This is a genomic window from Paracoccus onchidii, assembly GCF_028294535.1.
In the GTDB taxonomy this organism is placed as follows: Bacteria; Pseudomonadota; Alphaproteobacteria; order Rhodobacterales; family Rhodobacteraceae; genus Paracoccus; species Paracoccus onchidii.
Genome location: NZ_JAQBIE010000020.1, coordinates 49,780 through 71,365, shown reverse-complemented (window position 1 = coordinate 71,365; position 21,586 = coordinate 49,780). Strand labels below are relative to the sequence as shown.

The following is a 21,586-nucleotide window of genomic DNA, read 5'->3' as shown; positions in this document are numbered from 1 at the left end:
TGCTGCCTATTCAGTCATAGCTGCGGCGATCTTCAATGACCTTGCCGTCATTTGGCAAACTGCCCGGAGCAACGACCTGAATCCGCGCCTTCAATTTCAATGTATCCATGACCGAAGCGGCATAATTGCCAGCCTCGCCGCCCGGCGCCTCGAGCTGAACGGTCATGACATCCATTTCTCCGTCCCGTTCCGCCACAACGCGGGCCCGGCCGATTTCCGGATGGCGGGCCACAAGCGCGGCCACCTGTTCGGGGCGCACGAACATCCCCTTGATCTTGGTTGTCTGATCGGCGCGGCCCATCCAGCCCCTGATCCGCATATTCGTTCGCCCACAAGGTGACGGGCCGGGCAGAACCGCCGAAAGATCACCGGTGGCAAACCGCACCAGGGGATAGTCGGGGTTCAACGTGGTCACGACGACCTCGCCCACCTCGCCATCAGGAACAGGATCTCCGGTGCCGGGGCGGACGATCTCGACGATAACGCCCTCATCGACGATCATGCCTTCCAGCGCTTCGCTTTCATAAGCGATATTGCCAAGATCGGCCGTGGCATAGCACTGACGGGTAACGATGCCCCGATCGCCGTATTCCTGGCGCAACGACGGAAACAACGCCCCGCCCCCGACGACAGCCCGTATGATGCCCAGGCTTTCGCCCATCGCATCGGCGCGATCAAGGATCACCTTCAGGAAATCCGGCGTCCCCGCATAACAGGTGGTGCCGATATCGACCGCCGCCCGCACCTGCAATTCGGTTTGCCCGGTCCCCGCCGGCAAGACAGCCGCATCAACCGCACGCGCACCGGATTCAAACATCATTCCCGCCGGAGTCAGATGATATCCAAAACAATTCTGGACAATATCGCCCCGTCCGACACCTGATGCGTGCAGAAACCGCCCAAGACGCCACCAATCCCCTTCGCGCCGACCCGGTTCGTAAATCGGACCCGGGCTTTGAAATATGTGATCGAACTCGGCGGCTGGCCGGGTCGCATAGCCCCCGAAAGGCGGGGTCTTGGCCTGCGCCTCGGTCAGTTCAGCCTTGCGGATCACCGGCAGGCGCGCAAGGGCCGATCTGTCGGTGACGCTGGCGGGGTCGACCTCACGCAGCAGGCGCGCAAGGGCGGGCGCGGTCTTGGCACGGGCAAGCGCAAGCGGCAGATCCTGGCCAAGCGCCTCTTGGCGCGCGTCGTCGCTGCGCGTTTCAAGTTCGTCGAAATAACCGGTCATCTTCGCTCCTCAGGCCAGCCAACGCTTGCGGCGGCGATAGCTGCGCACGTCGCGAAATGACTTTCGCCCCTCGTCCGACATGCCCAGATAGAATTCCTTGACGTCTGGATTTTCGCGCAGCGACGCGGCGGGCCCGTCCATGACCACCCGGCCATTTTCCAGAATATACCCGTAATGGGCATAGCGCAGCGCGACATTGGTGTTCTGCTCGGCCAAAAGGAATGTGACGCCTTCGCCTTCATTCACCGCCTTCACGATCTCGAAGATCTGTTCGACAAGCTGAGGGGCCAACCCCATCGATGGCTCATCCAGTAGGATGGTCTCGGGTCGTGACATCAACGCCCGTCCCATGGCCACCATCTGCTGTTCACCGCCCGACGTATAGCCAGCCTGAGATCTGCGGCGTTCGCGCAGACGGGGAAAATAGTCATAGACCATTTCAAGATCGCGCTTGATGGCGGCATTGCCGTCGCTGCGCGTATAAGCCCCGGTCAGCAGGTTTTCCTCGACGGTGAGATGCTCAAAGCAATGGCGGCCTTCCATCACCTGAATGACACCTTTCTTGACCAGCGCAGCAGGGTTGGATTCCGCAACCCGTTCGCCGCGGTAAAGAATGTTGCCCTTGGTCACCTCGCCGCGCTCGCTGGCCAGAAGGTTGGAAATCGCCTTCAACGTCGTCGTCTTGCCAGCCCCGTTGCCACCAAGAAGGGCGGTTATCCCCCCTTTCGGCACCGAAAGACTGACCCCTTTCAGCACCAGGATGACGTGATTGTAGATCACCTCGATATTGTTGACTTCCAACAGATTTTCTTGATCTGAACTGTCCAGCATGGTGCATCTCCGGCAGGGAATGTCCCGGCGACGACACGCGCCGCCGGGCAATGATCAGCAATCGCGCGGCGTGATGCCCGATTCCTTGGCATAGGCGGCGCTGTCTTCCTCGATCAGAGGGGCCAGGATTTCCTGATCAGGTTCGGTAAATTCCGAGATCAGGTTCCACTGCTTGGCGGCCGCATCCCATTGCTGCAACCGCGCCATGCCGCTTCCGCCATGGTTTTCACAGCTCATCCTGATTTCCGGCCCGAAATCTGGAAGCCCGATCTCTGTCAGCCGTTCCGGAGTGATTTCAAGCTGCTCAAAGCCATCGCGCAGCTGTTCGGGCGAAATGTCGGAAACGCCGGCCAGTTCTTGCGCCTTGCGGATCGCCTCGGAAATCACGACCGCCGCATACATGCCACGCGAATACAAGGCGGAACCGACATGCTCGCCGCCCTGCGATGCCTTGTCGGTGTCCAGAAGATAGGTCTTGATATCCTCGTAGATCGGATAATCCATACCCACGCCGTTAAAGGTCAACGCTTTGTAACCATTGGCCTTATCGCCCACCGGCAGAACATCCACTTCGGAACCCGACCACCAGATTCCAATGAAATTCTCCATCGGGAAACGAATATTGGCGGCTTCCTGAATCGCGGCCTGGTTCATCACGCCCCAGCCATACATGATCACATAGTCGGGCTTGTCACGCCGGATTTGCAACCATTGCGATTTCTGTTCCTGGCCCGGAGCATCGACGGGCACCTCGCTCAGTTCGAACCCGTGTTTTTCCGCCAGCCCCTGCAAGGTCCGGATAGGTTCCTTGCCATAGGCCGAATTGTGGAAAACCAGCGCGATCTTCTTGCCAGACAGGTCCCCGCCGTTTTCATCCAGCAGGTATTTGATCGCGACCGAAGCGCCGTCCCAGTAATTCGCCGGGGCGTTGAACACCCATTCGAACACCTTGCCATTCTTTGCCGAAGTCCGCCCGTAGCCCGGCGTATACAGAACTTTCTTGTCGACCGAGACCTTCGGGATCAGCTGATAGGTGATCCCTGTGGACAGCGGATTATAGACCAGTGCCCCGGTATCCTTGGTTTCCTCATAGCACTCGATACCCTTTTCGGTGTTATAGGCGGTTTCGCATTCCGGCACCTGCACGATTTCTCCGCCAATGCCGCCGTCGCGTTCATTCAACAGCGCAAAGTAATCGTTGAAACCATCGGCATATTGCGTGCCATTGGCCCCATAGGCGCCCGTGCGATAGCTGAGATTGGGCACAACCAGGTCGGCCATGGCGGGTGCGCCTGCCATCAATCCGGCGGCGGTCAAAGCAATCAGTTTGGTTCTCATTCGGGTCTCCTCCCCTAGATCAGTTTTGCCGGTTCTCCGGTCTTTTCAGGTTCAGTGCGGGAACGGCCACAGGCGCAGCTTTTCCTTGGTCAGCGCCCAAAGCCGTGCCAGGCCATGCGGCTCGACGATCAGGAAGAACACGATCAGCGTCCCCACGATCATCAATTCGATATGCGCGGCCAGATCCGTGGGCCACCCCATCGTGCCGACCAACAGGTTCTTCAGCATGACCGGCAAAAGCACCATGAAGGCCGCCCCCGCAAAGCTGCCGAAGATGCTGCCAAGACCACCGATGATGATCATGAACAGCACCAGAAAGCTTTTGTTGATACCGAAAGCCTCGCCGACCTCGGCCGCGCCAAGATAGACCGAAAACAACAACGCCCCCGCGATTCCGACGAAGAAGCTGCTGATGGCAAAGGCCGACAGCTTGGCGGTCAACGGATTGACCCCGATGATCTCGGCGGCGATGTCCATGTCGCGGATCGCCATCCATTTGCGCCCCAGCGTGCCGCGGGTCAGGTTCCGGGCCACCCATGCCAGCACAAAGGCGAAACACAGGCAGATCATGTATTTCGCCGATGCGCTGGTGGCCGGCCCTGTTACTGCCCATCCCAATACGGTGCGTTCCGGCGCGTTGATCTGGCCCGAAGCCGAATAATTGTAAAACCACGGCACCTTGTTGAACAGCCAGACCAGAAAGAACTGGGCCGCAAGCGTGGCAACCGCCAGATAGAACCCCTTGATCCGCAGGCTGGGCAAGCCAAACAGCATTCCGACAAAGGCGGTTATTCCGCCTGCCAACAAGATATGGATAACGATGCTGACATCGGGGAATGCGGTCATCAGCTTATAGACCGCATAGGCGCCGACCGCCATGAAGCCGCCCGTGCCCAGGCTGACCTGCCCGCCATAACCCGTCAGGATATTCAGCCCCAGCGCCGCGATAGCATAGATCAGGAACGGCACCAGAACCGCACTGGCCCAATAATCATTGATGACAAAGGGAATGATCCCGAATGCCACGACAAGGATGGCATAGTAGCCCCAGCGATCCAGCCGGATGGGAAATGTCTGACCATCCTCGCGGTAGCTGGTCTTGAAATCGCCCGCCTCACGATACAGCATTTATCGCTCCTGCTTGTTGGATCCTGCGGTTGGGGAGAGCCGCCATGCCCCTTTGCCGGGGCAACTGGCCGGCAGGCTTTCGATACGAGGGGTTTGGATGTTTCATGGTCAGACCCTCTCGATGATCCGTTCGCCGAACAGACCCTGCGGCCGGAACACCAAAAAGATCAGAGCCAGGACATAGGCAAACCAGTTCTCGGTCGCGCCGCCGATCATCGGACCGATCAGGAACTCGAACAGCTTTTCGCCCACGCCGATGATCAGACCGCCCACGATCGCACCGGGGATCGAGGTAAACCCGCCCAGCATCAACACCGGCAACGCCTTGAGCGCGATCAGCGAAAGGCTGAACTGAACGCCCGATTTCGTTCCCCACATGATGCCGGCGACCAGCGCGACAAAACCCGCAATCGACCAGACCATCACCCAGATGAACCGAAGCGAGATACCCACCGACAGCGCAGCCTGATGATCGTCGGCCACCGCGCGCATCGCACGCCCCTGCTTGGTGAATTGCGAAAAGGCGACCAGCGCAGCAACCAGCAATGCGGCAATGGCGGTGGCCCAGATATCCAGCCGGTCGATAAAGAACCCATAGCCGAACCATTGATCGGTCACGGTTTCGATACTGTCCGAAATGCCTTGGGGCAGCCCGACGTCAAGCCGCTTGATATCTGCCCCCCACATGACATCGCCCAGCCCTTCCAGAAAATAGGCCAGCCCGATTGTCGCCATGAACAGAATGATCGGTTCCTGTCCGACAAGATGCTGCAGCACCAGCTTTTCGATCAGAAACGCCAGCAGGATCATCACCAGCGCAGTCAGCAATACGGCAAGAAACGCCGGCACCGTCCAGCCAAAGCTTTCTATATGCGTCCCCAGCACCGCATTGATCAGATGCGCGAAAGGCACCTGCCCCTGCTGGATGCCGACCAATGTCAGCGCGGCGAACAACGCCAGAACCCCCTGCGCATAGTTGAACACGCCGGACGCCTTGAAAATCAGCACGAACCCCAGGGCGACAAGCGCATACATTACGCCGGTCATCAGCCCGTTCAGAAACACTTCGGCGGCGTAGATCAGCTGATCCATCAGACAGCCCTCCTTCTGCGATCAGTCATGGGCAACACCCAGATAGGCGTCGATGACCTCTTTGTTGTTGCGCACCTCGTCGGGGGTGCCGTCGCCGATCTTGCGACCGTAATCCATCACGACCACGCGGTCCGACAGGTCCATGACCACGCCCATATCGTGTTCGATCAATGCAATGGTGGTGCCGAATTCGTCATTCACATCCAGGATAAAGCGGCTCATGTCCTCTTTTTCCTCGACATTCATTCCTGCCATCGGCTCGTCCAGCAGCAGCAATTGCGGTTCCGCCGCCAGGGCGCGGGCCAGTTCCACCCGCTTCTTCAACCCATAGGGAAGCCGCCCGACAGGGGTCTTGCGGATGTTCTGGATTTCCAGAAAGTCGATGATCTTCTCGACCTGTTCGCGATTGTGATTTTCCTCGCGTTCGGCGCTGCCCCACCAGATCGCCTGACTGAGAATGCCCGACGACATCTTGTTCAGACGCCCCGTCATGATGTTGTCCAGCACGGTCATGCCGTCAAACAGCGCGATGTTCTGAAAGGTGCGCGCCACGCCCAGTCGCGCCACCTCATAGGGTTTCATGGGGCCGCGACGATATCCCTTGAACCAGACCTCGCCTTCCTGCGGGTGGTAGAATCCCGAAATCACGTTGAGCATGCTGGATTTTCCAGCTCCGTTCGGGCCGATGATCGCACGGATTTCGCCTTCACGGATGTCGAAGCTGATCTTCTTGATCGCCTCGACCCCGCCAAACCGCAGCGTGATGTCACGCAGATCCATCAGCACCGGGCCGATCTGCCTGCCATCCGCGGTGACATATCCGTCCTGTTCCTGAACCTGTGTCATTGCGCTGCCACCTTTTGTCCCTGCGCCGCGCCAAACACCTCGGCATTCTCGATCTTCAATGTCGCGGAAATCTTGCCCTTTCGGCCGTCCTCATAGGTGACCTCGGTTTCTGTATGAACGCTGTCCGATCCATCATAGAGCGCATCAACCAGATCCGAGAACTTGTCGCTGACCACCGCACGTCGAACCTTTCGCGTCCGCGTCATTTCACCATCGTCGGGATCCAGTTCCTTGTGCAGCACAAGAAAGCGATGCACCTGACATCCCGACAGCATTTCATCGTCGGCGACGGATCTGTTCACCGCCTCGACATGTTCCTTGATAGTCGCATAGACCTGCGGATGGCCCGCCAGTTCCTGATACGAGGCATAGGCGATGTTGTTGCGCTCGGCCCAGTTGCCGACTGCACCCAGATCGATATTGATCATCGCGGTGCAATAGTCGCGCCCGTTCCCGATCAGCACGGCTTCAAGGATGTTGGGATAGAATTTCAGCTTGTTCTCGACGAACTTGGGCGCGAACATGCTGCCATCAGCCATTTTCCCGACATCTTTCGCACGATCGATGATCCGCAAATGACCGGTGGTTTCTTCGAAGAACCCGGCATCGCCGGTTGCAACCCAACCCTCTGGATCCTTGGTCGATGCGGTGCTTTCGGCGTTCTTGTAATAGGCGACGAAAGTGCCGGGGCTGCGATAGAACACCTCGCCATTCTCGCCGATCCTGACCTCGACCCCGGGCGAAGGCACGCCGACCGTATCCGAGCGAACCTGCCCGTCCGGTTGCTGGGTGATGAAAACGCTGGCTTCGGTCTGGCCATATAGTTGTTTGAGATTGATCCCCATCGAGCGGTAGAAATCGAAAATCTCGGGGCCGATCGCCTCTCCGGCGGTATAGCCGACCCGAACCCGCGACAATCCCAGCGTGTTCTTTAACGGTCCATACACGAACAGCTTTCCCAATGCATAGGACAGCCGGTCAACCGGACCGACCGGCTTGCCATCAAGAAGCGCAGGACCGACGCGTTGTGCGACCGCCATGAAATGCCTGAACAGCCATTTCTTGAAACGTCCTGCGTCCTCCATGCGGATCATGACCGTGGTCAGCTGCCCTTCAAAGACACGCGGCGGCGCGAAGAAATAGGTTGGCCCGATCTCGCGCATGTCGGTCATCATCGTATGCGCACCCTCGGGGCAATTGACGGTAAAGCCGGCCCACATCGCCTGCCCAAGCGAGAAAATGAAATCTCCGACCCATGCCATCGGCAGATAGGCGACGATTTCCTCGCTTTGGCGCAGGTGGTCGAACTCGGCTGAATTTCGCGCCGTTTCGATGATGTTGCGATTTGACAGCACAACGCCCTTGGGCTTGCCCGTGGTGCCACTGGTATACAACATCACACAGGTGCTGTCGTAATCCAGTGCAGCGGCACGGGCATCCAGTTCCGGCCCAAGCCTTTGCGCCGCGGCGCGACCTTCAGCCTGCACATCGTCAAGGGCATTCATGCGCGAATGGTCGTATTTCCGCATCCCGCGACGATCGGTATAGATGATCTGGTCGACAGCCTTGACGGTTTCCTCGACCTCCAGAACCTTGTCGACCTGTTCCTGATCTCCGCACAGGACAAAGCGTGCGCCGCAATGTTCCAGAACATAGGCCATCTCTTCGGCCACGGCGTCCTGATACAGCGGCACGGGAATCGCGCCGCACATCTGCGCGGCGATCATACCCCAGTAGTGGGCGGGACGGTTGCGCCCGATGATCGCAACATAATCGCCCTGTTTCAGACCCAATGCCATGAACCCCAGCGCCATCGCCCGGATTTCTTCGGCGGCCTCGGCCCAGGTCCAGCTTTGCCAGATTCCGAATTCCTTCTCGCGATAGGCAGGCCGGTTGCCATAACGCGCCACATTGCGCGCCAGCAGCGCGGGAACAGAAAGCAATTCGCCTGTCGGCGTTTGCGGGTCCGTCATCTTACCTCCCCTGTCGCGCGGCGTTTGGTGCCGCGTCGTCCGAAACCTCCTCCGTTTCGGATTGACCTGACCATGTTGGGTAATCATTGCCGCAGTTTTTCAGAATTCCAACGAATTGTTTCAGCGCTTTTGCCCCGATCATGGCGGTGCTATCGCTAGGTCCAAGGAGGAACCGATTGCTGATGATCCGATTTGCGGCAATGTCGGGCCGGCTGCCCGCGAGGCTGCGCCACATCGCGGCGCAGCCATGACCAGTGAACGCATTCGCGCCGACCTGACGCGATCGGGGTTGAACCTGATCGGACAGGCATTGTCGATTTTCGATGCCGATCTGCGGCTGGCCGTTGCCAATCGCAAATATCAGGCCATGTTCGACCTGCCCGAAGACCTGACCCGTCCGGGCACCAGTTTCGAGGACACGATCCGCTTTCTGGTCCTGCGCGGCGAATACGGCCCCCAGCCCGACACCGAGGCCGCCGTCGCGCTGCGCGTCGAGCAGGCCCGCGCCTTCCAGCCCCATTATTTCGAACGTGAACGCGCAAACGGCCGCTGGATCGCCGTCGAGGGGGCACCTCTCAGCCAGGGGGGCTGGGTCACCGTCTATACCGACATGACCGACATCAAGCGCCAGGAAGCATTGCTGCGCGCGCGCTCGGCCGAACTGTCGGGCCAGGTTCTGGAAAACGCCGAGCGGCTGGCAGCCACGAACCGGCAGCTGGAGGCAACGAACACCGCCCTGCAAGAAGCGCAGCGGATCCTGACCCGCACCGAGGCACATACAAGGCAGGTCACCGAAATGGTGCCGGCCCATATCGCCCATGTCGATACCGATTTTCGATACAGCTTTTCCAACCGCAGACAACCGCTGATCTTTCCGGGCGCAGCTTCGGATGTGGTCGGTATGACCGTCGAGGACGCGCTGGGAAGCCCGACATTCGCTCTTTTGAAACCTTATCTGGATCAAGCACTTGCCGGAGAGGCGCAGGTATTCGAGATCACGCACCCGACATCGGGCCGCAGAATCAGAATTGCCTTGACGCCCGACAAGACGCGCGGTGGCGTCTATATCCTGTCAACCGATGTCAGCGCCGAGGTGCAGGCCCGCGAAGCCCTCGCCCATGCCAGCAAGCGCAGCCTTGCCGCGCAGCTTACCTCGGGCATGGCGCATGACTTCGGTAACCTTCTGACCATTATTCTGGGGCTTCAGACCCGTCTGGCGGCGCAGGATCTTGGCCCCGACGCGCTTGAGGATGTGCAGGCGACCCTTGCGGCGGCGCGGCGCGGGGCAAGCCTGCTGGAACGTATCGCGAAGATCAGCGGCCCGCGCGAAGTGTCGCTGCAACCCACCGATCCGGCCGGCTTGATCCAGGACGTCGCGACACTGGCACGCCCATCGCTGAACGAAGGCACGATTCTGGATCTGGACATCAACCTGCCCCAACAGGAATTATTGCTGGATTCCGGTGCGTTACAGGATTCGTTGCTGAACCTGATCCTGAATTCGAACACCGCGATCGGTGGGGTTGGCCGGATCCGGATCATGGCCCGCGCGAATGCCGAATGGCTGGAAATCAATATCTCCGATACCGGTCCCGGTTTCTCGGACGAGGCATTGAAACGCGGATCGGAACCTTTCTTCACCACCAAGAAGGGGCAGGGATCGGGGCTTGGGTTGTCCATGGTCTATGACCAGACCAAGTTGATGGGCGGCACGATGCGGCTCGAGAATTGCCCGACCGGCGCGCGCGTCATATTGCGGCTGCCCCGCCGCAGCGTCATCCGGCAAATGGTGTTGCTGGTCGAGGATGACGACACGATCCGCGCCCAGGTCCGCGGGCAATTGACCGGGCTGGGCCATGCCGTGATCGAAGCCGCCAGCCTGACCGAAGCCCGCGCCATGACAGATTTGCCCGGGCTCAGCCTGATCCTGTCGGATATCCAACTGGGCGACGGGCTGGGGCTGGACCTGCCTTCTGCCCTGCCAGTCGTTCTGATGACGTCCTTGCCGCCCGGTGATCCGCTGCGCAATCGCGCCACCGGTCAGGTTCTGACCAAGCCATTCACCCCCGCCCGCCTTGCCTCTGCGCTGGCACAAGCCGTTCAGGAAAGCACATGACCGAAGCGCCGTTGATCGCGATACTTGATGACGAACCCGAGATCCGGCGCCTGCTGTCTGCGGCGCTGGAGGACGCTGGCTTTCGCACCCAGACCTATGGGCGCGCCACCGAATTCGAGGCCGCCTTGCGCCGTATCATGCCCGATGCCTGCCTGATCGATCTGGGCCTGCCCGATCGCGATGGTCTGGCGCTGGTGCATCGGCTGGCGACCGAATCCGGCGCCGCGATCATTATCATATCCGGCCGGGCGCAGGTGCAGGATCGCGTCACCGGGCTGGAATTGGGCGCGGATGATTACATCATCAAGCCTTTTGAACCGGCCGAGGTTGTCGCCCGCATCCGTGCCCGCCTGCGCCGCCCCGCCCAGCAACAGGGCCGCAATGCACAATCCTTGCGGTTCGCGGGATGGAGCGCCGATTTCGATCGCTATACGCTGACCTCACCCGATGGCATCGAGGTGCCGCTCAGCCATGCCGAGGCCGAGGTTCTGCGCATGTTCACCGACAATCCACGCCGGCTGATCACCCGCGCCCAAATGCTTGAAACGCTGGGGGGAACGGCCGGCGACAGTTTCGACCGGGCGATGGATGTGCGGATTTCGCGGCTGCGAACCAAATTGGGCGAAGACCCGAAAAACCCGCACCTGATCAAGACGATCTATGGCGCGGGCTACATTTTTCTGGCCGAGATCGAGCAGACGCCCTGAACCCTGCGGCCCGCATCCTGATCGATGCGGGCCGCAAGTGCATCAGGCGTCCCGGTCCCAACCGCTGACCGATTTCGAATCCATGAACTCTTCCAGTCCCATGATCCCGCCTTCACGCGCACGGCCCGACATCTTCACGCCACCAAAGGCCGCACCCGCACCGCGCGATTCGCCATTCATCTCGACCATGCCGGCCTGCAACTGACGGGCCACGCGGTTGCGCCGCGCGCCATCGCCCGATTGAACATAATTGGTCAATCCATAGGGCGTGTCATTGGCGATCGCGATTGCGTCCTCTTCGCTATCGAAAGGAATCATCGCCAGCACGGGGCCAAAGATTTCCTGCTGCGCCACAGCCATGTCATTGCTGACATCGGCAAAGACGGTCGGACGCACAAAATAGCCGCGATTGACGCCTTCGGGCAGCCCGGTTCCTCCTGCGACAAGGCGCGCGCCCTCATCGATACCCGCCTGGATGAGATCCTGAATCTTGTCCCACTGCGCCTTGCTGACGACCGGGCCGATATGCCGTCCGGGCTGATGGGCCGTCGCGACCTCGGTAGCCTTTGCGACCTGTGCGGCGGTTTCGACGGCGGCGTCATAGACACTGCGTTCGACCAACATGCGCGTGGGCGCATTGCAGGATTGGCCGGTATTGTTGAAGCAATGCTGCACGCCACGGCGGACGGCCTTTTCATCGGCATCGGCAAAAACGATATTCGCCCCCTTGCCGCCCAGTTCAAGCACGACCTTTTTCAGGCTGTCGGCTGCGGCCTTGGTGATCGCGATGCCCGCGCGGGTCGAACCGGTAAAGCTGATCATCGCGACATCCTGATGCGTCGAAAGCTGCGTCCCGACCCCAAGCCCATCGCCATTGACAAGATTGAAAACACCTTTGGGCAAGCCCGCCTCGTCGATGATCTCGGCGAACAGCATCGAGCTGAGCGGGGCGATCTCGGACGGTTTCAAGACGCAGGTATCGCCCGCAAGAAGCGCTGGAATGACCTTCAGCGTCACCTGATTCATTGGCCAGTTCCAAGGCGTGATCAACCCGACCACGCCCACCGGTTCCCAGGTGACCATGGTCGATGGTGCGTGATCGCCAAGCGGCCGGACAAACTGAAACTCACGGAACGCGTCAATGAAGTTCTGGATATGATAGCTGCCCGCCGCCGCCTGCGATGAAAGCGCCATGTCCTGCGGCGCGCCCATTTCCAGGCTGATCGCCTGTGCCATATCGTTGATACGCCGCTGATAGATGTCCAGAATGCGCTCTACATGGGCGAGTCGTTCGCTCGGGGGGGTGCTGGACCACGCCGGCAAGGCGCGTTTGGCCGCAGCAACGGCAGCATCGGTATCGGCCTGATCGCCCAGGCTGATGAGGGCCACCGCCTCTTCGGTCGACGGGTCGATCACCTCGAGATCGCGGGCCTGCGCCGGATCCGCCCAGGCCCCGTCAATATAGAATTTGCGCTTGTCCAAAAGCGTGCTCATCGCGTTCTCCTGTGGATCTTTGGCATGAAGGTGGCATCTGCCCCGCGTCACCGCAAGTGCGACACATCATTGATTTCAGGCATCGCGCGCGATGTCGCATCTACGGCTATGGCAATTCGCCGACACAGGCATATGTTAGCAACAACGCAACCAAACGAAAGGACCCGCCATGTCCCTGCGTATCAATGACATCGCCCCCGATTTCACCGCCAGTTCGACCGAAGGCGAAATCAGCTTTCACGACTGGCTGGGCGACAGCTATGCCATCGTTTTCAGCCATCCCCGCGACTTTACGCCCGTCTGCACCACCGAATTCGGCGCGGTTGCCCAACTGGCCCCCGAATTCGAGAAACGCAACACCAAGGTAATCGGCGTTTCGGTGGATTCGGTCGAAGATCACCAGAAATGGAAAAACGACATCCAGCAGGTCGCCGGCACACCGGCCAATTTCGCGATCATCGACGACACGTCGCTAACGGTCGCCAAGGCCTATGACATGCTGCCCGCTGAATTCTACCTCCCCCAGGAAGGTCGCACCCCCGCCGATTCGGCAACCGTCCGCACGGTATTCATCATCGGGCCGGACAAGAAAGTTCGGCTGACCATGACCTATCCAATGTCGGTCGGGCGCAACTTTGCCGAAATCCTGCGGGCACTGGACGCGGTTCAGAAAACCGACGGCGCGCCTTTGGCCACCCCCGCCAACTGGGTGCCCGGTCAGGACGTGATCGTCGCATTGGCGCTGGATGATGCCGCCGCCGAGGAACGTTACGGCGCGCTGGACATTCGCCTGCCCTATCTGCGCTTTGCCAAAGACCCGTCCTGATCGCGCTCGATGGCTCGGTCAGACCGTCCGTTTACGCGCAAGCTGGTGCGCCTCGGCTTTCAGTTGCTGGGGCGTGACCGGGCTCATCGGCAGGACATCTGGCCCGGCCTTGCGATCAACCGCGACAGCGGTCGCGTGCAATGGCGCGGTCACGAGCTGCTGACCCTGCGCAAAGCCACCGATTTCGTGACGTCGGAAATGCCACTGATCGCGGTCATCGGGTCGGGCCCCTCGATCAAGGATCAGAACATCGAGAAAATCGGCGATGGCCGCGCCATCCTGTGCAATGGTGCGGCAAGCCTTGCAGACAGGATAATCCCCCTGGCCGTCGCGGTCGAGGACGAGCGCTTCGTCTTTCGCCATTGTGCCATGCTGATCGGCTTGCCGGATTCTGTGCCGCTTCTGCTTTCGCCGGCGGCGCTTCGGGCCTGGGCGGCGCAGGACGACGCGTCACTGAAGGGTCGCCAGATCGCGCTGATCGACAATCTGGCCAAGCCCCTGAACGGACCGCGCCGCTCAATGGCAGCCGCCGATCTGCGTGATACGGTCATTCGCGGACCGCGCGCGGCATTGTCTCTGCGCCCTGATGACGGCGTGGTCATTGCTGGCACGGTTGCGTTTTCTGCGCTGCAATTCGCGCTTGCGGCCCAACCGGACAGGATCCTGCTTGCCGGAATAGATCTGTCCAACGATCAGCAACCGCGCTTTTATGAAGGCGATGATCGCGCGCCGTCGGGGCTTGGCGCAGGGCTGGACCGCATTCTTGCGGGCTTTGATCTGGCCAGACAGGTTGCCAGCAAGCGCGGCTGCACGCTAGCCTGCGCTTCACCTGTTTCGGCGCTGTTGTCGCTGGGAATTCCTCTGGACCGATCTTTGATGTGACCCAACACCTCCCGCTTTGCCCTGCTTATCTGGTCACCAATGATGCGTTTTGCGACAATGCCATGCAGTCATTGCTGCTGGACGGTCGCCCCCCCCAGCCGATCCGGCTTCGATCGCGGCTGGGTCCGATCGCTGCCGGTTCATGGCAGGACGCAGGTGAAATATGCAAACAGCACGGCTTTCGCGCAGGCTGGGCGCAGGTGAAACAGCTTTCTCTGGCCGCCCGCCACACCGGTTTCATCAAGGATCTGCATAATCGGCATGTCGACATCCTGTTCCTGTGGCGCGGCCTGCTTGGTCGTGCCGGATTGGCGTCATTGGCCAGCCGGGCGGCCAAGGTTCCCTGTGTCTATTTCGAGCGCGGTCCTTTGCCGGGATGGCTTCAGATCGACCTGAATGGCGTCAACGCGCGCAGCTCGATCCCGCGCGATCCGGCATTCTTCGCGCGGTGGCGTCAACAAGCGGGCAATATCCGCGACTGGCGCAATTTGAGCACCAGCCTCGTGGCCCGCACGCCGCGCCGCGATCTGGTCGCACAACATGCGCGCACCGATTGGACCGATGAAGGGCCGTTCCTGTTTTGCCCGTTCCAGCTGAACGCCCCGCGCGACATGCTGCCCGACGGAGGCTGGGTTTCCGACCCTGCCGAACTGGTCCGGGTTCTGGCGCGGGCCAGCGGCAATTTGCCCGATGGCTGGCATCTGCGCATCAAGCCCCATCCCAATGCCCCCGGCGACCTTGCCCGCCTGCTGGCACCACATCTTGGCCCCAAGCTGAAAATGGATCGCGACACCAACTCGCTGGATCAATTGGCCGCATCGCAAGGGGTCGTTACGGTCAATTCTGCAATGGGGCTTGAGGCGTTCTTCTACGACAAGCCGGTCATTGTGCTGGGGGACAGCTATTACAGCGATTTCGGCCGCAGTCAGATCGCAAACTCGGACCAACAGCTTGCTGAATTGCTGTCCAGGCCGGACCGCCTGTCCTTCGACCAACAAGCACGCGACGACCTGATGTCATTCCTGTTCAACGATTTCTTCGTCCCCGAACCAGAGCTGAAAGACGGAAGGTTTACGGTCGCCACGCTGCTGGCGCGACATGACCGGCATTTGGCGTTGCTTGACCAGAACCAGCCGCTTGCGTGACCGGTGCCAGATCGTGACAAGCCCGTCGAACATGACCGCAATTGCAAACAGCCCCGGAATTTCCGGGGCTGTTCGGTATTCAGGCGAAATCTGAAATCAACGCCACGCGATCACGCGTCGTTGGTTTCTTCTTTCTTCTCGGTGATCTCTTCGCCGGTCTCCTGATCGACCATCTTCATGCCAAGGCGCACCTTGCCACGATCGTCAAAGCCCAGCAGCTTGACCTTTACTTCCTGACCTTCCTGCAGCACCTCGGAAGGGTGCCCCAGACGGCGGTTGGCGATCTGGGACACGTGGACCAGACCGTCGCGCTTGCCGAAGAAGTTTACGAAGGCGCCGAAATCGACCAGTTTCACGACCTTGCCGGTGTAGATCTGACCTTCTTCGGGCTCTGCCACGATCGAATAGATCATGTCATAGGCCTTCTGGATCGACTCGCCGTTGGCGGAAGCGATCTTGATCACCCCATCATCGTTGATGTCGACCTTGGCACCCGAGGTCTCGACGATCTCGCGGATGACCTTGCCGCCCGAACCGATCACTTCGCGGATCTTGTCGGTCGGAATCTGCATCGTCTCGATGCGTGGCGCATGGGCGCTGAACTCGCGACGTCCTTCGGTCAGGGCTTTGCCCATCTCGGCAAGGATATGCATGCGGCCGTCTTTGGCCTGGCTCAGTGCCTGCTGCATGATCTCGGGCGTGATGCCTGCGACCTTGATGTCCATCTGAAGGCTGGTGATGCCGTTTTCGGTGCCCGCAACCTTGAAGTCCATGTCGCCCAGGTGGTCTTCGTCACCCAGAATGTCGGTCAGAACCGCATAGCGGCCATCGTCTTCCAGGATCAGCCCCATGGCGACGCCGGCAACCGGTGCCTTCAGCGGAACGCCAGCATCCATCATCGACAGCGAACCACCGCAGACCGATGCCATCGAGGACGAACCATTCGATTCGGTGATCTCGGACACGACGCGGATGGTATAGGGGAAATCGGTCGCAGCCGGCAGAACAGCCTGCAGCGCGCGCCATGCCAGTTTGCCATGGCCGATTTCGCGACGACCGGGCGAACCCACGCGGCCAACCTCGCCGACCGAATAGGGCGGGAAGTTGTAGTGCAGCAGGAAGTTCGAACGGAAGTTGCCGTGCAGCGCGTCGATGATCTGTTCGTCATCGCCGGTGCCCAGCGTGGTCACAACCAGACCCTGCGTTTCGCCACGGGTGAACAGCGCCGAACCATGGGTGCGCGGCAGGAAGCCGACTTCGCTGCTGATCGGACGCACGGTTTTCGTGTCGCGGCCGTCGATGCGCGCACCACCATTGATGATGTCACCGCGCAGGATGCCCGATTCCAGCTTTTTCAGTGCCGAGCCAAGATTGGCGTCAGCCAGTTCTTCTTCGCTGAGACCTTCTTTGACCTTCGCCTTCGCGGCAGCAACGGCGTCCTGACGGTCCGACTTGTCGCGGATCGCATAGGCGGCGCGCATGTCGGCCTCGCCCAGTTCTTTCACGCGGGCATAGAGCGCGCCATATTCCGGCGACTGAAAGTCGAAAGGTTCTTTCGCGGCGGCCTCGGCCAGATCAATGATCAGGTCGATCACCGGCTGCATCTGGTCATGGCCGAACTTGACCGCGCCCAGCATCTCGTCCTCGGACAGCTCATAGGCTTCCGATTCAACCATCATCACGGCGTCTTTTGTGCCGGCGACGACGAGGTCCAGACGCTGTTCGGGGTTGTTGCGCAGCTGATCCATATCCTGAACTTCAGGGTTCAGCACATATTCGCCATTGGCGAAACCGACACGCGCAGCGGCGATCGGTCCCATGAACGGCACGCCGGAAATCGTCAATGCGGCCGAAGCTGCAATCATGGCGACCATATCGGGGTCGTTGACCAGATCATGGCTCAGCACGGTGCACATCACCAGCACTTCGTGCTTGAAGCCGGGGGCGAACAACGGACGGATCGGCCGGTCGATCAGACGGGCCGTCAGCGTTTCTTTTTCGGTCGGGCGCGCTTCGCGCTTGAAGAAACCGCCCGGCACCTTGCCGGCGGCATAGTATTTTTCCTGATAGTGAACCGTCAGCGGGAAAAAGTCCTGACCCGGCTTGGGTTCCTTGGCGAAGGTCACGTTGGCCATGACGCTGGTTTCACCCAGCGTGGCAATCACGGTGCCATCGGCCTGACGGGCAACTTTACCCGTTTCCAGCGTCAGGGTTTCCTGACCCCACTGGATTGATTTCTTCACTTCATCAAACATCTGATTTCCTCTCGGGCATCACACCGACCCTTTCGGTGGTGCCCATGTCAAATGGCGGCCCCATTGCCGCCGCCCCGATCCTTTGCGTAGCCCCGGGGCCGGGCGTCACGTCTCAGATTGTGGGCGAATACAGGAAAACATGACAGTTGGGAAGTGCCGCATGCCATCCCGTCATGTGCCGCCCCGCCCCTTCACCAGACATCAACGAAAAACGCCCGCGGCGAGGGCCACGGGCGTTCGGATCAGCAGATCTGCAAAGCTTAGCGACGCAGGCCCAGCTTGGCGATCAGGGCCGCGTAGCGCGACTGATCTTTTTTCTTCAGGTAGTCCAGCAGCTTGCGGCGCTGTGCGACCATCATCAACAGACCACGGCGCGAGTGGTTGTCTTTCTTGTGCGACTTGAAATGCTCGGTCAGCGTTGCAATACGCGAGGACAGGATCGCAACCTGAACTTCGGCGGATCCGGTATCACCTTCTTTGGTGCCGAATTCCTTGATCAGCCGGTTCTTTTCTTCAACAGTGATCGACATCGTGATCTCCTTTCGGAAAAAGGGTGAAGGCCAAGCCCGGGATGTCGTCCAGAACCGGCCCAAAATATGAAACCGCCCAAGGTTTCCAAGGGCGGATGCGGGCGTTTAGCCGAGTTGGGATCGAATTGGAAGCCCCTTTCGCCCTCTGCCGATCGTCACGACGATCTAGCCCTGATGGGGAACGATCACGATGTCGGCGGCGCTCAGCCCTTCGGCCTGCAACAAGCGCCCCACTGGCTGCCCATTCAAATGGATCAGGGTCGTGCCATCATGGTCCGCCTGCAACGCCACCTGAACATCCGCCGACATGCCATCAGGCAGATGCAGCTGAATCACATCTTCGGCGGTGTTGTAGTCAGCTATGATGGGCAGGTCCGCATCGACAGGGCGCAACACGAAAGTATCGGCGCCGGCCAGACCCTCGGCAAAATCGCCTGCTCCGGGCATCAGGGTGTCATTGCCGTCTCCGCCCCGCATCCAAACGGTTTCATTGTCATCCGCGCCGATCAGCACATCATCACCGGCGCCGCCGTCCAGATCATCCGCACCGCCGCCAGAGACCAGCAGATCGTCACCCTCATGTCCGGACAACCAGTCATTGCCCGCGCCACCATACAGCGAATCGTTCCCCTGACCGCCCAGCAGCGTGTCATCGCCGCGACCACCATCCAGATAATCGTTACCGCCCTGTCCCGCCAACGAGTCATTGCCATCTTCACCAAAGATGTGATCGTCGCCCCCGGGGCCATAGGTGCCATCGCCCTGCACCCAGTCATCGCCGGTGCCAGCATAAATCGTGTCATTCCCCTGACCGCCACGCAAATCGTCATACCCGCCGTGGCCGTGAATCAGGTCATCGCCATCGCCGCCCATCATCACGTCGCTGTGATCCCCCCCATCGACGCGATCGTCCGAATCATCCGTGGCCATATCCGTTCCGGGTGAGGGCGGTGACGCGGGCTCTGTCGGGTCATTGTCCGCGGGATCAGGCGCAGCCGTCTGGTCAGCGGGCGCAGCGTCATCTTCGAGTTCATCGGGGTCGGGCATATAGGGCGGTAACAAACCCTCGTCGTCCTGCGCAGCCCCGTTGGGATCATCCAGATCATCATCATGGCCACCACCACTATCGGTGTCTGACGTCACATCGACGGTCAGGCCGGCCATCAGCAACCCCATAATACTGGCAAGCACAAACATGACATTAACCCTTAACGCGATTCAGGCATTCGCCCGAACCCAATATACACCCGGACATCGCCAACTGCGAAACCGTTTCTTAAGAAAGAGTTAATCCCACGGTACCAGCGCGGTTGCATAGCTGATATAGAGCGGATGACGCGGTTGCCCCGCGCGGGTGAGACCCAGATGACACAACTTGGACGAGTGTTCGCGCAACAGGCCCAGAACCTCCTGATCGCGCGCATGATGTACCCCGTGAACACCCCAGGCGCACAGCACCCGATCAGCCCACCCCACCGCCTCGGTCAGGATCCGGTCATTCATCGCCCCCACGGGATGCGCGGCGCGTTTCAGGTCGCGCGGGTCGGTTGCGCGAAAAGCAAACAGATTGACGATCTGCATCGCCCCGAAGCCCAACTGACGGGCGCGGCGTTCACATCTTTCGATGGTCGGGTCGTTGCGACGCTCGTCTGCCGTCGAAGGGTTCAACATCACATAAGCGATTCGCTGTCCCGGGCCCCACTCACGGGTCAACGCATAACGATAGGCCAGACAATCCGAGAAAACCGCCCAAGACCTGCATTCGCCATCCTGATGACTGCGGGTAATCATTTCCTGAAAATCCCATGAAAAAACCCGCCAGAGGCGGGTTGTTTCGTTTTCGCTGTGATCACGCGGCCGGATCAGCCCTGACGAGCCTTGAAACGGCGGTTGGTCTTGTTGATCACATAGATGCGGCCCTTGCGGCGCACGACTTGGCAGTCGCGGTGCCGGCTCTTGAGCGAGCGGAGCGAGTTGCGAACCTTCATCGGTCTTCTCCATCGTCGCGGCGCGTCGCAGCCGCTTGGAAAACGAAATGCCCCCGACGCCAAAGCCGGGGGCGGCGAAATAAATGGTGGGCGGTACTGGGATCGAACCAGTGGCCACTACGATGTCAACGTAGTGCTCTACCGCTGAGCTAACCGCCCTTACCTTTGGTGCCTCACACCGCCTTCCGTCAGAAAACTGTTGTGAAACCCCGTTGGTTCGCGTTCCTATATAGACCTGTTTCGGGGGATTCAAGACCTATCCGCACAACATTTTTTAAGGGTATAACAGATTATCCACGAGGACGCCGGGGGGCGGATTTGAACGCGCCTGACATGCCAATATCACTAAGCCGCCCCGATCGCTGGCGCAGCGGGGTGATTTTTGCATCCCCGCATTCAGGTTGTGACTATCCCGATTGGTTTCAACAAGAAACCAATCTTCCCATGCATTTGCTGCGTTCATCGGAAGATGCCTTTGTCGACAAACTGATCGAGACGGCACCGGATGCGGGCGCCGTCGCCCTCAGCACCACGGTGCCGCGCTGCATCGTGGATCTCAATCGCGGTTGCGACGAAATCGATCCGCTTGTCGTGCAAGGCGTGCCCCGCCACCCACTGAATCAACGAACCCTGGCGGGGCTGGGGGTGATTCCCCGCGTGGTGTCTCAGGGGCGGACGATCCATCAGCGCCCGATGTCCCGAATCGAGGCTGAGCGCCGAATCAACGCTTATTGGCGCCCTTATCACCAGATACTGACCGCCCTGATCAGCGAGGCCCGCGCCCGATTTGGGCAGGCGATCCTGATCGACATGCATTCCATGCCGCATGACGCATTGAACCACCTGCAGGGGCGTCGCCCGGACATGGTGCTGGGCAATCGCCACGGATTGTCCGCCTCGGCCCGGGTTTCGAACGCGGTTTGCGATGCTGTTCAGGCGCAAGGCTGGACGGTTCGGCGCAACTCACCGTTTTCCGGTGCCTATATCTGCACGGCCTACGGACGGCCCGGGCACAATATCCACGTGCTGCAATTGGAAATCGACCGCTCTCTCTATATGGACGAAGTGAACATTACGCCGCGCGCGGATTTCGACGATTTTTCGTCACGCATGGCAAGGGTGGTCGAAACCCTCGCCGGGCTGGGTGCCGAAGATGCGGGGGAATGCACCGAGGTCGCGGCCGAATAGCGACAACAGCGATCAA

General features: G+C 60.1%; 19 protein-coding genes and 1 tRNA gene. 6 read left to right on the top strand and 14 right to left on the bottom strand.

What is annotated here, in order from left to right; translation table 11 throughout:
* Nucleotides 1-10 precede the first annotated feature (10 nt).
* The 7 genes from PAF17_RS15005 to PAF17_RS14975 form a co-directional block, all read right to left on the bottom strand.
* Nucleotides 11-1,231, bottom strand: coding sequence for a phenylacetate--CoA ligase family protein (locus tag PAF17_RS15005; RefSeq protein WP_271889915.1), 1,221 nt, complete (start codon nucleotides 1,229-1,231; stop codon nucleotides 11-13).
* 9 nt (nucleotides 1,232-1,240) lie between these two features.
* A complete protein-coding gene (locus tag PAF17_RS15000) occupies nucleotides 1,241-2,062 on the bottom strand; it encodes an ABC transporter ATP-binding protein (RefSeq protein ID WP_271889914.1) in 822 nt (273 codons plus the stop codon).
* Between the two features lie 54 nt (nucleotides 2,063-2,116).
* Complete coding sequence (locus tag PAF17_RS14995) at nucleotides 2,117-3,400, bottom strand: ABC transporter substrate-binding protein (RefSeq protein WP_271889913.1); 1,284 nt, start codon at nucleotides 3,398-3,400, stop codon at nucleotides 2,117-2,119.
* 51 nt (nucleotides 3,401-3,451) lie between these two features.
* Nucleotides 3,452-4,528 carry a branched-chain amino acid ABC transporter permease gene (locus tag PAF17_RS14990; protein ID WP_271889912.1) on the bottom strand — a complete coding sequence of 359 codons (1,077 nt, stop codon included), beginning with the start codon at nucleotides 4,526-4,528 and terminating at the stop codon, nucleotides 3,452-3,454.
* Between the two features lie 108 nt (nucleotides 4,529-4,636).
* Complete coding sequence (locus PAF17_RS14985; protein WP_408636433.1) at nucleotides 4,637-5,620, bottom strand: branched-chain amino acid ABC transporter permease; 984 nt, start codon at nucleotides 5,618-5,620, stop codon at nucleotides 4,637-4,639.
* A gap of 21 nt (nucleotides 5,621-5,641) precedes the next feature.
* Nucleotides 5,642-6,466, bottom strand: coding sequence for an ABC transporter ATP-binding protein (locus PAF17_RS14980; RefSeq protein ID WP_271889911.1), 825 nt, complete (start codon nucleotides 6,464-6,466; stop codon nucleotides 5,642-5,644).
* Nucleotides 6,463-8,439, bottom strand: a complete 1,977-nt coding sequence (locus PAF17_RS14975) for an AMP-binding protein (protein WP_271889910.1) — start codon at nucleotides 8,437-8,439, stop codon at nucleotides 6,463-6,465. Before PAF17_RS14975 ends, PAF17_RS14980 begins: the two co-directional genes overlap by 4 nt.
* Before the next feature lie 247 nt (nucleotides 8,440-8,686).
* On the opposite strand from PAF17_RS14975, the gene PAF17_RS14970 reads away from it, so the two are divergent.
* Nucleotides 8,687-10,555 (top strand): hybrid sensor histidine kinase/response regulator, encoded by a 1,869-nt coding sequence (locus PAF17_RS14970; protein WP_271889909.1) that lies wholly within the window; start codon nucleotides 8,687-8,689, stop codon nucleotides 10,553-10,555.
* Nucleotides 10,552-11,262, top strand: a complete 711-nt coding sequence (locus PAF17_RS14965) for a response regulator transcription factor (RefSeq protein WP_271889908.1) — start codon at nucleotides 10,552-10,554, stop codon at nucleotides 11,260-11,262. The genes PAF17_RS14970 and PAF17_RS14965 overlap by 4 nt, the downstream gene beginning before the upstream one ends.
* Before the next feature lie 42 nt (nucleotides 11,263-11,304).
* Here the strand turns inward: PAF17_RS14965 and PAF17_RS14960 are convergent, their stop codons facing one another.
* The gene (locus PAF17_RS14960) at nucleotides 11,305-12,756 is read right to left on the bottom strand and encodes an aldehyde dehydrogenase family protein (RefSeq protein ID WP_271889907.1); all 1,452 of its coding nucleotides are present in this window, start codon (nucleotides 12,754-12,756) and stop codon (nucleotides 11,305-11,307) included.
* 169 nt (nucleotides 12,757-12,925) lie between these two features.
* Between PAF17_RS14960 and PAF17_RS14955 the strand changes: the two genes are divergently transcribed.
* The 3 genes from PAF17_RS14955 to PAF17_RS14945 are packed head-to-tail and all read left to right on the top strand — an operon-like array spanning nucleotide 12,926 to nucleotide 15,609.
* A complete protein-coding gene (locus tag PAF17_RS14955) occupies nucleotides 12,926-13,582 on the top strand; it encodes a peroxiredoxin (protein WP_271889906.1) in 657 nt (218 codons plus the stop codon).
* A 9-nt stretch (nucleotides 13,583-13,591) separates the two neighbouring features.
* The gene (locus PAF17_RS14950; RefSeq protein WP_271889905.1) at nucleotides 13,592-14,464 is read left to right on the top strand and encodes a glycosyl transferase; all 873 of its coding nucleotides are present in this window, start codon (nucleotides 13,592-13,594) and stop codon (nucleotides 14,462-14,464) included.
* Nucleotides 14,461-15,609 carry a capsular polysaccharide export protein, LipB/KpsS family gene (locus PAF17_RS14945; RefSeq protein ID WP_271889904.1) on the top strand — a complete coding sequence of 383 codons (1,149 nt, stop codon included), beginning with the start codon at nucleotides 14,461-14,463 and terminating at the stop codon, nucleotides 15,607-15,609. Before PAF17_RS14950 ends, PAF17_RS14945 begins: the two co-directional genes overlap by 4 nt.
* Nucleotides 15,610-15,719: 110 nt before the next feature.
* Here the strand turns inward: PAF17_RS14945 and pnp are convergent, their stop codons facing one another.
* The 6 genes from pnp to PAF17_RS14915 all read right to left on the bottom strand — a co-directional run bounded on the left by pnp (nucleotide 15,720) and on the right by PAF17_RS14915 (nucleotide 20,541).
* The gene (pnp, locus tag PAF17_RS14940; RefSeq protein WP_271889903.1) at nucleotides 15,720-17,864 is read right to left on the bottom strand and encodes a polyribonucleotide nucleotidyltransferase; all 2,145 of its coding nucleotides are present in this window, start codon (nucleotides 17,862-17,864) and stop codon (nucleotides 15,720-15,722) included.
* A gap of 260 nt (nucleotides 17,865-18,124) precedes the next feature.
* Nucleotides 18,125-18,394, bottom strand: coding sequence for a 30S ribosomal protein S15 (gene rpsO / locus PAF17_RS14935; protein WP_271889902.1), 270 nt, complete (start codon nucleotides 18,392-18,394; stop codon nucleotides 18,125-18,127).
* 165 nt (nucleotides 18,395-18,559) lie between these two features.
* Nucleotides 18,560-19,591, bottom strand: a complete 1,032-nt coding sequence (locus PAF17_RS14930; RefSeq protein WP_271889901.1) for a calcium-binding protein — start codon at nucleotides 19,589-19,591, stop codon at nucleotides 18,560-18,562.
* 90 nt (nucleotides 19,592-19,681) lie between these two features.
* Nucleotides 19,682-20,185, bottom strand: a complete 504-nt coding sequence (locus PAF17_RS14925) for a DUF1643 domain-containing protein (RefSeq protein WP_271889900.1) — start codon at nucleotides 20,183-20,185, stop codon at nucleotides 19,682-19,684.
* Nucleotides 20,186-20,256: 71 nt separating this feature from the next.
* Nucleotides 20,257-20,382, bottom strand: a complete 126-nt coding sequence (ykgO, locus tag PAF17_RS14920; RefSeq protein ID WP_042245282.1) for a type B 50S ribosomal protein L36 — start codon at nucleotides 20,380-20,382, stop codon at nucleotides 20,257-20,259.
* 84 nt (nucleotides 20,383-20,466) lie between these two features.
* Nucleotides 20,467-20,541: transfer RNA gene (locus PAF17_RS14915), tRNA-Val, on the bottom strand.
* Nucleotides 20,542-20,715: 174 nt separating this feature from the next.
* Here PAF17_RS14915 and PAF17_RS14910 point away from each other — a divergent pair.
* The gene (locus PAF17_RS14910) at nucleotides 20,716-21,570 is read left to right on the top strand and encodes an N-formylglutamate amidohydrolase (protein ID WP_271889899.1); all 855 of its coding nucleotides are present in this window, start codon (nucleotides 20,716-20,718) and stop codon (nucleotides 21,568-21,570) included.
* Nucleotides 21,571-21,586 lie beyond the last annotated feature (16 nt).